This is a genomic window from Pantoea sp. GL120224-02 (genome assembly GCF_900215395.1).
Taxonomy (GTDB): Bacteria; Pseudomonadota; Gammaproteobacteria; order Enterobacterales; family Enterobacteriaceae; genus Pantoea; species Pantoea communis.
On record NZ_OBEC01000008.1, the window covers coordinates 195473 to 208815 of the forward strand.

The window sequence follows — 13343 nt, forward strand, 5'->3', positions numbered from 1 at the left end:
CAGTAAGTTGAAAGTCACTATACTGAGGCGGAAAACATTATTTAAATCGATTAAAATCATGAACAACATCAATGAAAATGATTTCTCTCGTATCGACCTCAATCTGCTGGTGGTGTTGATGGTGATGTACGAGGTACGCAGCGTCACGCAGGCCGCCAATCGCCTTTACCTCGGCCAGCCAGCGGTGAGTGCCGCTTTGAAAAGGTTGCGTGAAATGTTCGATGATGCGCTGTTTATTCGCACGTCATACGGCATGACACCGACGCCGCGTGCCGAGCAATTAGTGCAGCAGTTGGCACCGCTGATGCAGGGGTTGCATCGGGTGATCTTCACGCCCGATGCATTTGATCCACAGCGTGATAACCGCCGTTTTCGCATTGGCATCAGCGATTGGCTGGAACAGTGGTTGATGCCTGATTTGTTATCGGAACTTGCCACTGCCGCGCCCGGTGTGGATATTCATGTCGTCGCTGCCGATCCCTGGCAGGCGATTCCGTTAATGGAGCAGCAGCAGGCGGATATGGTAATCACCGTTGGGAATGAAGTTAGTCGTGACTTAACCCGCGAGAAAATCGGCCCGGCGGGTTTTCGCACTGTGTGGAGCCGCCAGCAAATTGCACTGGAACGCCTTACGCTGGCTCAGTTTGTCGGTCATCAGCATGCGCTGGTGTCTTATCGCGGTGCCAGCGAAAGTGCCCTTGACCATGCTCTGCAGCGCCTGGGTAAATCCAGACGTGTACGCTATGTCACGCCGCACTTTTCCAGCTTACCACTGCTACTCCAGCAGATGCCGCTGTTCGCCACGGTGCCGCAAGGGCTGGCTCCTGCATGGTGCCAACGCTATGGCTTGAATGCTGCGCCGGTGCCGGTTGAGATGCCGGACTACGAACTGTCTTTGCTATGGCATAACGCCCAGCAAGACGATCCGACAAACCGGTGGCTGCGGGAGACTTTGTGCAGTCTGCTGCAGCGGAAGATTTAGTCTGGCGTTCAGAATTCAGGCTTCAGGCTGAGACTTCAGGCTCAGACCTCAGACTTCAGACTTCAGGCTCCGGGCTGCAGCGTCCTGCTCATCCCTTTGACTTCACCACGGCACGACGCGGCCGAGGTAATCGAGATAATGCAGCCCGGTGCGGCCCGCATACGCCTCCATGGTGTTGAGCAGATTGGGGATGCTTTCATCGATGGTCAGGCGAGCTTCCGGCCCGCCCATATCGGTCTGCACCCAGCCTGGCGCCATTAACAGCAAGGTGCGCGCATCCTGGTGGCGTGCGGCAAAGCTGCGCATAAACATATTCAGCGCTGCTTTACTCCCGCGATACACCTCGTAATTGCCATTGGTATTGTTGGTGAGACTGCCCTGACCGGAAGACATCACTGCAATCGTGCCGCTGGGGCTGACCCGATCTTTGAATGTCTCGATCACGCGTAATGGGCTGAGCGCGTTGGTCACCATCACACGGGTGAACTCCTCGGTTGAAACATCGGCTATCGTTTCCCGATCGTCATTTTTCACCCCGGCATTGACGAACAGCATGTCAAACTCCGTGTCCGCCAGACGTTGATGCAGGGCGCTAACCTGCTCGGGGTCCGTAATATCCACCGTTTCTACCGTCAGCTGTTGCGGATAGCGCGCAGCCAGCTGCGACAGTTTATCGGTAGAATGGGCTCGCCCGGTCGCCACAACCTGATAGCCTCGCAGTAGCATGGTTTCTGCCAGTGCGAATCCCAACCCGCGTGACGCGCCAATCAATAATGTTTTCATCCTGTGTTCCTCAGTTGAGTTGAAGAGAAAAGTCTAGCGCGGAGTGAGAACAGGCGGAACACGCAGCCTATGCAGTGGTAACATGCACCAAACGCCTTGTTATGTCGCCCGACATTCAGCAGGATAGTGTCCATGAACACCACCGATCTGAATTTACTCACGGCACTCGACACGCTGCTCACCACGGGCAGCGTGGTGGGGGCGGCACGTCAGTTGAACCTGAGCGAATCCGCGATGAGCCGCACGCTGGGTCGCCTGCGCAATGTCACGGGCGATGCGTTATTGGTACGGGCCGGCCGCCAGATGGTGCTGACCCCTTATGCAGAAGCGATACGGGAACGGACGCAGCGTACGTTGCGGGAAGCACATGCCGTGCTCAGCCCGGATGCTGAAACGCTGGATTTAGCACAACTGAATCGCTGTTTTAGGTTGCGCACCAACGAAGGCTTTGTCGAAGCGTTTGGCTGTGCGTTGATTGCTGCTGTGACCGAGCAGGCACCGAAGGTCGAGTTGGTCTTTGTGGCAAAGCCGGAGAAAAGTGATCGTGAATTGCGTGATGGCAGCATTGATATAGAGATTGGCGTGCTCGGCAATATGGGGCCAGAAATCCGCTTGCAGGCGCTGTTTCGCGATCGTTTTGTCGGCGTGGTACGCGCGGGCCATCCTTTGACACAGCAGATGGACATCACCCAATTAGCCCGATTTGGCCACATTGTGGCGTCTCGTCGCGCAGAGCGGGGTGGACCGATCCATGACGCCATTGAGCAAGCCGGATTGCAGCGCAAGGTTGTTGCTGTTGTGCCGGCTTTCTCTGCCGCTGTGGCGCTGGTGGTCGATTCGGATTGGGTGGCGCTGGTGCCCCGTTCGCTGGTTGCACATCACCCATTGATTGCTCACAGCCAGGCGTTGGCGATGGTCAAGTTGCCCTTTGCGACGCCAGAAATGACCGTGTCACAAATGTGGCATCCTCGACTGGAGAATGATGCCGCGCATCGTTGGCTGCGCGGCGTGGTGAAACAGGTGTGCTCTATTGAGCGTAACTCACCGGCGTAATGGCGGTAGGGTCAAGTTGCTGACCGAATTCCGCTAACGTGGATGCCATTGGACACAGCGTGCCGACCTCGGTGACCCGGCAATCTGGCGCTCGCCACTCTTCTCGCAGCAGCGGATGCACATGATTGACGGACTGCAGCCGACGCAGGTCGTCGAGACTTTGTGCCTGGAAGTAAACGTGCAGCCATCGCTCGCCACTCTGCTTATCGCGCCAGCGTTCAAACACCAGGCTACTGCCGGGGGGAATGTTGCCGCGCGTGTAGCCCGGCAAAGTCCAGGTGAAGCCCATCAACGTGCGCACCATCGCGATGTTAGTGTCATGTGCGACAAACAGCAGCCAGCGTGCATCCGGCACGGCATCTGAAACGGGGCTGACACCCTGTTCAACACCCTGAATCATTTCATTCAGCAGAATGGAGCCACGCTTTTTCGCCGTATACAGCACGTCGTTACTGAGGTCGTAATTAGCGGTTAACAGCGGTAATACAGCGGTTATCTGTGTAGAGTGGGTGATATTGCCCCAGGCCAGTTGATCTGCCGGCAGGTTCTCACTCCAGCCCAGACGCAACGTCTCCACCATGCTGGCAAGAACACTCAATCCCTGCACATAGGTCTTGCCGCTCTTGCTCTGCTTGATCTGCCACGGTTTGTCAAAGACCGAGCAATCGCTACCTGGCTGACAGACAGCACTTTTTAATGCCTGAACGGCAGGTTGTAGCGCCTGCTGACGTGCGACCAGATTCCCCGTCGTAGCGGTCACGGCGGCAAGTTGTTGTGCGGGATCGGTATCGGTAGCCGGAAACGCTTCGGTCTGGAACAGGGGATCATCCTCACCCGCCACGTGATGCACCGTAACGCCACAGCCTGGAAATGCACCATCCACCAGTGCCTGGGCAGTGGCGCGGGTGCGTTGCAACGGGCTGGCGCGAACATACACCTCTTGTGCCTGTGGGCAGCCTGACGTCAATAAACCCAACTGACGATAGTGATCGCCTTCCCAGCGCCCCTTGTTCACCACGGCAGCGTAGCCATGCCCGGTCAACTCGCCATCGTGTGTGGTCCAGATGGTCCACGGGCGCTGAGTCGCCGCTTCAATCTCCTTACGGTTGCCAGACGTGGGTGGGCGAATACCATGTCGGCTTAGTTCCACGACCTTTTCCAGCTGATACCGCGCTTCAGCGTGTGCCGGTAGGGCGCTAAACCAGGACGCACCGGCAATCAACAGGCTGGCGGCAAAGTGATTTATACGAAGGTTCATCGTGATCCTTATACGAAATAGGGCGTTTATGCAGAACCGGGTGGGATAACACGCTGTGTTTAGGCACCGCGCACGGACCCGCGCCACACCACATCGGCCTGGTACAGCAAGCTGTCATGCTGTTGCTCGGTTTGCGGGGTAAAGCCGGTTTCATCGGCTTCGGTTTGCATCAGCCAGTTCACGGCATCGCGCGCAAACAGCTCAACCGGTTGGGCAAAGGTGGTGAGGTTATAGGAAGACCAGCCTGCCTGCGCGATGTTGTCATAGCCAATCAGGCACAAATCTTCCGGCACGCGCAGGGCGAAACGGTGGCGCGCTTCATCCATAAATCCGCAAGCAACCAGGTCGGTCACGCAAAACACGGCGTCGGGTCGTTGATGCTGAGTCAGCAATCGGTGGGCCAGAATCTGCCCGCTTTCATAAGAGGTGGAGCCAAAGCGCTCAACGGTAACCGTCATCCCAACGCGCTGCGCTTCGGCAACAAACGCCGCTTCCCGTTTCATCAGACTGGGTGTGCCCGCCAGGGAGTTAGCAAAGGCGAGGTGGCGACAGCCAGCACGCTGAAACGCCATCACCGCTGTGGCAGCGGCTCGCTGTGCATCCAGATTGATGCTGAGTGAACCGGGTAGTGCTTCATCGCGGTTAATCAAAATGATGCGCTGACCATGTTGATAACACTGACGCGTGATGGTGCGATCCGGCATACCGGAAAGGATGATCGAGGCGTCCGCACGGAAGTTAATCGCCTGCTGCAACGCGGCTGACACGCTGTTGTCGGAACGATCCGTATTGATCAGCATGGCAATTTTTCCCGCTTCCTGCAGAAACTGGGTCAGCCAGCGCACCAGGCTAGCGCGATAGGGTGTGGCGATCTCCGAGACTATCAAGCACACAATTCCACTGCGATTACGCACCAGGCCGCGCGCCAGATGGTTGACGTGATAGCCGAGTTCTTGCGCGGCTTTCATGACGCGGATTCGCATGGCAGAGGACACGCTGGCACCCGGTGTAAACACGCGTGATACCGCTGAGCGTGATACGCCAGCGCGTTCTGCCACATCCTGCGCACTGACCACGGTTTTCTCACTCTGCATGCTCAACTCCTGTGCAAACATCGATTGAAAAAGAGTCTGCCTCAAATTGCAAAGCTGTGCAAACCGTTCAGAATCTAATTTGTTGCATTTTTGTGACACAACCAATCAATTGCATCGCAAGCCATTTGACAGCTGTTTTTTTGTTCATTACTACTTTGCACAGATGTGCAAAAAAGGTGCCAGTGAAGCACCACCCTACAATCAAAGGAGAACACCATGCGAGCCACCTCAATCGCCGTCGCACTATCCCTCTCTTGTACTGTACTGCCTTTCGCTGCCTCTGCGGCGGGCAACCTCAACATGGTTTGTTCCGCTGACGTGGTGGTGTGTGAACACATGACACGCATCTTCAGCCAGAGCCATCCAGATATCAAAGTCAGTATGGTGCGTTTGTCGGCGGGGGAAGCGTATGCGCGTTTACGCAGTGAAGCGCGTAATCCGCGTACCGATATCTGGTGGGCCGGTACCGGCGATCCGCATATGCAGGCGGCCGATGAGGGGTTAACGCAAGTGTACAAATCTCCACTGCTTGACCAGCAGCAGGATTGGGCACAAAAACAGGCTGAAAACTCGGGCTATCGCACGGTGGGAATTTACGCGGGTGCACTGGGCTGGGGCTATAACACCAAACTGCTCGCCGATAAAAAGTTGAAAGAGCCTCTGTGCTGGAAGGATTTGCTGGATCCCGGCTTTAAAGGGGAAATCCAAATCGCCAACCCGAACTCATCCGGCACCGCTTACAACACGCTGGCCACGCTGGTGCAAATCATGGGAGAGGAGCAGGCCTTCAATTACCTGAAAAAACTCAATGCCAACGTCTCGCAATACACCAAGTCCGGCTCCGCACCGGTGAAAGCCGCGGCGCGAGGTGAAACCACGGTCGGTATCGTGTTCATGCATGATGCCGTTGCAATGCAAGTGGATGGCTTCCCGATCAAAACCGTCGCGCCCTGTGAAGGCACAGGCTATGAAATCGGCTCAATGTCGATTGTGAAAGGGGCGCGCAACCTGGCGAATGCTAAAGTCTGGTACGACTGGGCGCTTAGCGCAGAGGCGCAGTCGCATATGAAGGAAGCGAAATCCTTCCAGCTGCCGTCAAATCGTAACGCAGAAATCTCGGAATACGCCCCGCGCTTCGAAAACATCAAACTGATCGATTACGACTTCAAAACCTATGGCGACTCCGCCAAGCGCAAAGCGCTGCTCAGCCGCTGGGATAAAGAGATTGGTGCCAGCGCACAGTGATGGCCTGACTGCGTGAACCCGCGCCACATCCTGCGAGATCCTATCCTTGCCGTGGCGCCTTTCAACACATCATTCCACTGCGAGCCGGAGAGGCAGACTCTCCCTCTTGAGGTGTTTTATGCATGCAAATAATCGTCGGCTTACCGGCGCACTGTTGATCGGCCTGGCATCTCTACTCTTGCTGCCGTGGTATAGCCTGGAAGCCGGCTTTTTAGATGGCGGCTGGTTGTTCAATTTGTGGCGCGATCCTGCTAATGCGCCCGCCTTGTGGCAGGTCAGCTCACATCCGTGGCTGGCGATTGCACTGACCTTGTTCGCGCTCTGTGCCGCGTGTGGATTACTTCCCTCTGGCGCGCGCAGCCGCCTGATGCTGTTATTTAGCGCACTGGGCGTCATTTTTCTGGTGATTGAAGGACATGCCATCGGCTACAGCGGCTGGAGCTGGTTATGGCTGGAAAACCGCTTCGGGGCACTGGAGCAGGGCCAACCGGCGATGGGCGCGGGTGCACTGCTGTTGATGACCACCTTTTTGCTGCTGTTTTCGTTTGCGCTGGCCGAGCGAGGCGTGTTGAAAGGCGATGCCTTTGTGGTGGCGTCCCTGGTATTACTGACCGCGCTGGTCAGTATTTTTGTGCTTTATCCGGTGCTGAGCATGTTTGTGGTCTCGGTGCAGGACGTTGATGGCAGTTTTAAACCCGACGGACTGATCAGCAATATTCAGGATCCTTCAATCTGGAGTCTGGCCTGTTTGAAAGGAGGCACCTGCGGTACGGCCTGGCGCACGCTGTGGCTGGCGCTGATGACGGCTTCTGGTTCTACGTTATTGGGGCTGGCCTTTGCGCTGGCCGCCACGCGCACGCCGCTGCCCTGTAAAAAAGCGCTGCGTATGCTGACCATTTTGCCGATTATCACGCCGCCGTTTGTGATTGGTCTGGCGCTGATTCTGCTGTTTGGCCGTTCAGGCGTGGTCACGGAATATCTGGCGGCGCTGTTTGGCATCGAACCTGGACGATGGCTGTATGGTTTAACCGGCATCTGGATTGCGCAGGTGCTGTCATTCACGCCTATCGCGTTTCTGGTGCTGATTGGTGTGGTCGAGGGGGTAAGCCCTTCACTGGAAGAAGCCTCACAAACGCTGCGCGCCAACCGCTGGCGCACCTTCAGCCGCATTTCCCTTCCTTTAATGGCGCCCGGTCTGGCCAACGCTTTCCTGATCAGCTTTATCGAAAGCATGGCTGATTTTGGTAACCCGATGGTGCTGGGCGGCAGTCACGGTGTGCTCTCCACCGAAATCTTCTTCTCGGTAGTCGGCGCGCAGAATGATCCCAGTCGGGCAGCGGTGCTGGCGATGATTTTACTCAGCTTCACCCTGGCGGCGTTCGTACTGCAGCGTTGGTGGTTGGGCGGCAAAAATTTCGCCACCGTCACTGGTAAGGGCGACGGCGGCAAACATGGTCAACTGCCCAGACTATTACGCTATGGCGTGTATGGCATGGTGATCCCGTGGGGGCTGTTCACGTTGGTGATTTACGGCATGATCGTCGTCGGTGGGTTTGTGCAGTCATGGGGGCTAAATGACGCCCTCACTGTCGAGCATTATGTGCGAGCTTTCCGTGTCAGCAGCAGTGACGGGCATCTGCTTTGGACCGGCGTGGCGTGGAACTCGTTCTGGACCACGCTGGAGATAGCGCTGATTGCCGCGCCGCTCACCGCGATTGTCGGCTTGCTCACCGCCTGGCTGATTGTGCGACAGAAGTTTGCCGGCCGTCAGACGTTTGAATTCTTGTTGATGCTGAGTTTCGCTATTCCGGGCACGGTGATTGGTGTGAGTTATGTGATGGCGTACAACTTGCCGCCGCTGGAGATCACCGGTACGGCTCTCATCCTGATTGCCTGCTTTGTGTTTCGTAATATGCCGGTGGGGGTGCGCGGGGGCATTGCGGCCATGAGCCAGCTGGATAAAAGTCTCGATGAAGCCTCACTGACGCTGGGTGCCAACAGTTTCCGCACACTGCGAAAAGTGGTGCTGCCGTTGCTCAAACCGGCGATCAGCGCCGCGTTAGTGTATGCCTTCGTTCGCGCTATTACTTCCATTAGCGCCGTCATCTTCCTCGTCAGTGCGCAATACAATATGGCGACCTCCTACATTGTCGGGCTGGTCGAAAACGGTGAGTACGGCGTGGCGATTGCTTACTCCACCGTATTGATTGTGGTGATGTTACTGATCATTGGCGTGTTTCAGTGGCTGGTCGGTGAGCGAAAATTGCGTCGTGTTGCCCGCCCCGTGGATATCGCCGTGCCGTCGACTTCAACTTCGTTAACCCAGGAGAGAACCGTATGACCAGTATTAATGCGGGTTCCGTGGTATTTGAGCATGTCACTAAACGTTTTGCAGGCTTCAACGCCTTGCCGGATCTGTCACTGACGGTGGAACCTGGCACGCTGGTTACGCTGCTTGGCCCCTCTGGTTGCGGCAAGACCACCACGCTGCGCTTGCTGGCGGGGCTGGAACATCCCACCTCCGGGCGCATTCTGATTGGCGGTAAAGACGTAACACATTTGCCTGCCAACGAGCGCGATGTGGCAATGGTGTTCCAATCTTACGCGCTGTTTCCCCATATGAGCGCGCTCGACAACATCATGTATGGGCTTCAGTCCTCGGGAATGAACAAGCGGGAAGCGCAAGACCGGGCGCGCGAAGGATTGAAACTGGTGGGACTGGAAAACCAGGGCCAGCGATTGCCGTCTGAGCTTTCGGGCGGTCAGCAACAGCGTATTGCAGTGGCGCGTGCGCTGGTGCTGGAACCGCAGGTGCTACTGCTGGATGAACCCTTATCCAATCTTGATGAACGTCTGCGTCGCCGCGTGCGCACCGATATTCGTGAACTACAACAAAGACTTGGCTTTACCGCAGTCTATGTCACCCACGATCAGGAAGAAGCGCTGGCGGTGTCTGATAAAATTATTGTCATGAAAGAGGGTGATATTGCCCAGCAGGGCGCACCTGAAAGCCTGTACCACTCCCCGAATTCGGTGTTCATCGCTGATTTTATGGGGGAAGCCAACATTCTGCCGTGCGAAGTCGAGCAAGTGGAGGGCAACGATGCGCTGGTGCGGCTGGGAAATCTGCGTTATCGCGTGCGCGGTAACGGCGTGCCAACCGGCTCGGCCCAATTGTCGGTGCGTCCGCAGTTTATTACGTTGCACAGCGATGGGCAGGGAGCCTTGCAAGGCGAAGTGACCCACAGCACATGGCTGGGTGATCACATCGAATATGAAGTGGCCACGCCGCTCGGTTCCTTGTTTATCGTTGATGCGCAGATGGAGCAGCGTCTGCCGCTGGCTTCTGCCGTGGCGATTGATTTTAAACCTCAGGGATTAGCCCTGATTGCCGGATAATTTAAGGACAGATAATGAGTGACACCGTGAATGACGCGCTGCTGGCACGTTTGATTTTGGCAGAGAAAGTGGCACGCGCAGGGGGCGAGAAGGCGCTGGAGTATTTCCATCATCGCGACACGCTGGTGGTCGAGACCAAGTATGATCTGCAGGATGTGGTGTCGCGCGCTGACCGCGAAGTCGAGCAGATGATCGACCAGCAGATTCGCGCCCAGTTTGCCGACGACGGTTTCCTGGGGGAAGAGTACGGATTGCAGGAAGGCACATCGGGATACACCTGGGTAGTTGATCCGATTGATGGCACCAGCCCGTTTTTGAACGGCATGCCAAACTGGTGCGTCTCCGTCGCGGTACTGCATGACGGTGTGCCAGTGATCGGGGTGATCTATGCGCCCACCTATCAGGAGTGCTATGTGGCGGCGCTGGGGCAAGGCGCAACCTTGAATGGCCGTCGTTTGCAGGTTGATCCAACCCGCACGCTACAAAACCATGTCACTGGCTTTGGCGCTAACAGTCACGTTAGCCCTGTTGAAGTTGGCAATATTCTGGCCTCATTGCTGGAGGCCGGGGGCAACTTTATCCGTATCGGCTCTGGCGCATTGATGCTGGCGTGGGTGGCGGCTGGGCGCGTAGTGGGCTATTACGAACCCTATATGCACGTATGGGATTGTCTGGCGGGCTACTGCCTGGTGAAAGAGGCGGGCGGCTGGTATCACCCGTTCAATACCGAAGGCGAACGTTTGCTGAAAGGCGCTCAGGTGCTGGCGGTGGCGCCTGGCGCGGAAGCAGATTTGAAACGGATTGCGGGAATTTAAGCCTTATCCTCGTTGCCGGAAGCCGTTGCAGCAGCGGCTCCCGGCAAACGCTTTAATGGTCACTAAAGCTAATCGGCCCGCTATAACTCAGCAGCATTGCAATTCGACCCTGGCGATGCTGTTATAACCCATCACCATATTTACCGGGTCATCGCGTGTCGCTCTCCTCATCAGAATGGTTTAGCCGCAATGGCATTGAATGTTCGCGCGTGAACGCCACTGGCAGCCGCTTTCCACGTCATCTGCATGATGAATATGTAATTTGCGCTAACCTCAGCGGGCGCGAAGAGATTTGGCTCGATGGCAAAGTCTCTGACGTGTTTGCCGGGCAGGTGACGATTTATAATCCCAGCGCGATTCAGTCCTCCTTATTCAGCAATGATCCGGTGAGTTTTATCAGCATCCACTTGCCGCAGGTGATCTTATCCGAAATGTTTGACACCACCGCTGCGCCCGCTTTGCGCGAAGGGGTGTTCCATGACGCGCGGTTGTTTCAGGCGATCACTGAATTCGACCAGGCCGCGCGCACAGGAGATGAGTTACTGCTGGAACAACAGCTGCTGTGGCTGTGTGGTGAACTGCTCGACGGTAAAGAGAGTGCCGAGCAGGGGGAAGTGCGGATTATCGAACAGGTGAAGCAGTTTCTTGGTGAACACTTGCACGAGAAACCGCAACTGGATGCGCTGGCGCAACGTGCCGGGCTGAGTAAATATCATCTGGTGCGTCGTTTCACCCAGCTCACCGGGTTGCCACCGTTGCAATACCATATGCAATTGCGGCTTCAGCAGGCGCGGGAACTGTTGCGCCGTCGGGTACATCCGCAGGAAGCCGCGCTGCAACTGGGTTTTTACGATCAAAGCCACTTCATTAACGCCTTTCGCAAAGTAATGGGTACCACACCACACCATTACGCCCAGCAAATTGCCTCAGCCCAATACAAACTCCCGATAGCCTGACACCATCACATAGGCGGCGAAGTAGCAGAAGATCAGCGCCGAGGCGAGATAGGAGTATTTTAACAGGCGCTGCCCCAACAGCTTACCGCCCATGCTGCCCACCAGGCATAACACACAGGTCCAGACCACTCCCGCGATAAAGAACCCACCGAGGAAAGAGGAAGTGGCATTGACGCTGCCGTGCCCCATGCGAGCAATCAGTGCACCGCCCACGCTGGCAAACCATAAAATCGCCGTGGGAGATGACATCGCCAGCACCACGCCACGACTGAACTCTCGCAGTAACGAACGATAAGGCTGTTGCTCCGTTGGGGGTAACGCCGCGTCTTTACGCAGTGCAGCGATCAACATTTTACCTGCGAACCACAGTAGTAATAATCCACCGCCAATCCACAACACCCAGCGTACCGCAGTAAACTGCAACACCACCGCCATGCCAGCCAGCGCCAGCACCGCATAAATCAGGTCGCCAATGCAGGTGCCAATCCCTAACCAAAAACCGTGAAAATAGCCACGCTGCATCGCGAGGGTAATCATGGCGATATTGGCCAGCCCAATATCAAGGCACAGCGATAAACTCAGCAGAAAACCATTTGAAAACTGCAGCATAGCAACAAGCCTGTCCTTATTTTTTTCTGTGGGCGGCATTAAACCACGGCACGAATCACACTGTATTGGAAAGAATTGCGCCACAGCGCCCGGAGCACCACGGCATTCGCTCCAGGATGAATCGTCTCTGCGTCTGGTTTTCTCGCCGTCGCAATTATGTTTATATGCATCCATCTGCCATCAACGACCAAACGCCATGAATCTTCGGGAAAAAATTGTCGGCCAGTTCAGTGAGCTGTCACCAGAACTGCAGCGCGCGGCTGAGTTCTCTCTGCAAAATGCCAATCAGCTGGTGGTGCAATCGATGCGCGCGTTTGCCGTTGAAGCCGGTGTGAAACCTGCCACGCTGCTGCGGCTGGCGCAGCGTTTGGGCTACAACGGCTGGGGCGAACTGAAAGATGCCTTCATTGATGACATTGGCCTGCGCAATGATACATACGTATCCAAGGCCGAAAAACTGATCGCCAAAGGAACACAGCCGCAGCTGTATGATGAGGTGTTTAGCGCGCATCAGGCCAATCTGGCCTTTACGCAAAACGAAAATCAGGCGGAAATGGAACAAGCTGTGACCCTGCTCGATGCGGCTGATAACGTCTATATCTGCGGCTTTCGCGCCAGTTTTCCCATTGCCTGGTCACTGTTTTATGTTTACCGACTCTTCAATCGTCAGGTCTCGTTGATTGATGGCCTCGCCAGTAATATCGAGGTGTTTACTCGTGAACTCACCGCCCAGGATTGTGTACTGCTGACCAGTTTTGCGCCTTATTCTCGCGAGTCACTGGATGTGCTGCACGCCGCGCAGCAGTCAGGCGCAAAGATCATCGCGATTACCGATTCACCGGTTTCCCCGCTGGCGCAGGCCGCCGACTGCACCCTGTTATTCTCTATCTACAGTCCGTCGTTCTTCCCCTCAGTGGTCTCTGGCATGGGGCTGGCAGAGTGCTTACTGGCAATGCTGGTGGCGCGCCATGGCCGTGATGCTGTGCATAAAATCGAAAATGCCGAACGCTATCTCATTGAATCTGGAGCTTATGTGGTGCCTGGCAAATCCTGAGGAGTGATTCATTTGTATCCGTCATAAGAAAATAGAATGCATGTGAATCATTATTGCATTGACGTGATCCAAATGAATCCTGCAAGATGCGCTTA

At 55.9% G+C, this 13343-nt stretch carries 12 protein-coding genes; 8 read left to right on the top strand and 4 right to left on the bottom strand.

Annotated elements, in window-relative coordinates:
* Nucleotides 1-58: 58 nt before the first annotated feature.
* Nucleotides 59-982 carry a LysR family transcriptional regulator gene (locus tag CRO33_RS16390; RefSeq protein ID WP_097118851.1) on the top strand — a complete coding sequence of 308 codons (924 nt, stop codon included), beginning with the start codon at nt 59-61 and terminating at the stop codon, nt 980-982.
* 102 nt (nt 983-1084) lie between these two features.
* Here CRO33_RS16390 and CRO33_RS16395 read toward each other — a convergent pair whose 3' ends face one another.
* Nucleotides 1085-1765: an SDR family NAD(P)-dependent oxidoreductase gene (locus CRO33_RS16395; protein WP_097118852.1), complete on the bottom strand. Its 681-nt coding sequence runs from the start codon at nt 1763-1765 to the stop codon at nt 1085-1087.
* A gap of 132 nt (nt 1766-1897) precedes the next feature.
* Between CRO33_RS16395 and CRO33_RS16400 the strand changes: the two genes are divergently transcribed.
* Nucleotides 1898-2818, top strand: a complete 921-nt coding sequence (locus tag CRO33_RS16400) for a LysR family transcriptional regulator (RefSeq protein WP_097118853.1) — start codon at nt 1898-1900, stop codon at nt 2816-2818.
* On the opposite strand, the gene CRO33_RS16405 is transcribed toward CRO33_RS16400, so the two are convergent.
* A complete protein-coding gene (locus CRO33_RS16405) occupies nt 2793-4076 on the bottom strand; it encodes a histidine-type phosphatase (RefSeq protein WP_097118854.1) in 1284 nt (427 codons plus the stop codon). The two genes, CRO33_RS16400 and CRO33_RS16405, sit on opposite strands and share 26 nt — an antisense overlap.
* A 59-nt stretch (nt 4077-4135) precedes the next feature.
* Nucleotides 4136-5170 carry a LacI family DNA-binding transcriptional regulator gene (locus tag CRO33_RS16410; protein ID WP_097118855.1) on the bottom strand — a complete coding sequence of 345 codons (1035 nt, stop codon included), beginning with the start codon at nt 5168-5170 and terminating at the stop codon, nt 4136-4138.
* Nucleotides 5171-5386: 216 nt separating this feature from the next.
* On the opposite strand from CRO33_RS16410, the gene CRO33_RS16415 reads away from it, so the two are divergent.
* From CRO33_RS16415 to CRO33_RS16435, 5 genes are all read left to right on the top strand, one after another.
* Complete coding sequence (locus tag CRO33_RS16415; protein WP_097118856.1) at nt 5387-6415, top strand: ABC transporter substrate-binding protein; 1029 nt, start codon at nt 5387-5389, stop codon at nt 6413-6415.
* 118 nt (nt 6416-6533) lie between these two features.
* Nucleotides 6534-8756 carry an ABC transporter permease gene (locus CRO33_RS16420; protein ID WP_097118857.1) on the top strand — a complete coding sequence of 741 codons (2223 nt, stop codon included), beginning with the start codon at nt 6534-6536 and terminating at the stop codon, nt 8754-8756.
* Entirely contained in the window at nt 8753-9814 is a 1062-nt protein-coding gene (locus CRO33_RS16425; RefSeq protein WP_097118858.1) for an ABC transporter ATP-binding protein, read from the top strand. Before CRO33_RS16420 ends, CRO33_RS16425 begins: the two co-directional genes overlap by 4 nt.
* A 14-nt stretch (nt 9815-9828) precedes the next feature.
* Nucleotides 9829-10629 (top strand): inositol monophosphatase family protein, encoded by an 801-nt coding sequence (locus CRO33_RS16430; protein WP_097118859.1) that lies wholly within the window; start codon nt 9829-9831, stop codon nt 10627-10629.
* Nucleotides 10630-10784: 155 nt separating this feature from the next.
* The gene (locus CRO33_RS16435) at nt 10785-11585 is read left to right on the top strand and encodes an AraC family transcriptional regulator (RefSeq protein ID WP_097118860.1); all 801 of its coding nucleotides are present in this window, start codon (nt 10785-10787) and stop codon (nt 11583-11585) included.
* Here the strand turns inward: CRO33_RS16435 and CRO33_RS16440 are convergent.
* Nucleotides 11556-12194 carry a LysE family translocator gene (locus tag CRO33_RS16440; protein WP_097118861.1) on the bottom strand — a complete coding sequence of 213 codons (639 nt, stop codon included), beginning with the start codon at nt 12192-12194 and terminating at the stop codon, nt 11556-11558. The genes CRO33_RS16435 and CRO33_RS16440 overlap by 30 nt on opposite strands.
* A gap of 196 nt (nt 12195-12390) precedes the next feature.
* On the opposite strand from CRO33_RS16440, the gene CRO33_RS16445 reads away from it, so the two are divergent.
* Nucleotides 12391-13248, top strand: a complete 858-nt coding sequence (locus CRO33_RS16445; RefSeq protein ID WP_097118862.1) for a MurR/RpiR family transcriptional regulator — start codon at nt 12391-12393, stop codon at nt 13246-13248.
* Nucleotides 13249-13343 lie beyond the last annotated feature (95 nt).

Bases quoted from the DNA above. Each gene is read 5' to 3' on its own strand.
- CRO33_RS16390 (WP_097118851.1), top strand. From the start codon at position 59: ATGAACAACATCAATGAAAATGATTTCTCTCGTATCGACCTCAATCTG.
- CRO33_RS16395 (WP_097118852.1), bottom strand. From the start codon at position 1,765: ATGAAAACATTATTGATTGGCGCGTCACGCGGGTTGGGATTCGCACTG.
- CRO33_RS16400 (WP_097118853.1), top strand. From the start codon at position 1,898: ATGAACACCACCGATCTGAATTTACTCACGGCACTCGACACGCTGCTC.
- CRO33_RS16405 (WP_097118854.1), bottom strand. From the start codon at position 4,076: ATGAACCTTCGTATAAATCACTTTGCCGCCAGCCTGTTGATTGCCGGT.
- CRO33_RS16410 (WP_097118855.1), bottom strand. From the start codon at position 5,170: ATGCAGAGTGAGAAAACCGTGGTCAGTGCGCAGGATGTGGCAGAACGC.
- CRO33_RS16415 (WP_097118856.1), top strand. From the start codon at position 5,387: ATGCGAGCCACCTCAATCGCCGTCGCACTATCCCTCTCTTGTACTGTA.
- CRO33_RS16420 (WP_097118857.1), top strand. From the start codon at position 6,534: ATGCATGCAAATAATCGTCGGCTTACCGGCGCACTGTTGATCGGCCTG.
- CRO33_RS16425 (WP_097118858.1), top strand. From the start codon at position 8,753: ATGACCAGTATTAATGCGGGTTCCGTGGTATTTGAGCATGTCACTAAA.
- CRO33_RS16430 (WP_097118859.1), top strand. From the start codon at position 9,829: ATGAGTGACACCGTGAATGACGCGCTGCTGGCACGTTTGATTTTGGCA.
- CRO33_RS16440 (WP_097118861.1), bottom strand. From the start codon at position 12,194: ATGCTGCAGTTTTCAAATGGTTTTCTGCTGAGTTTATCGCTGTGCCTT.
- CRO33_RS16445 (WP_097118862.1), top strand. From the start codon at position 12,391: ATGAATCTTCGGGAAAAAATTGTCGGCCAGTTCAGTGAGCTGTCACCA.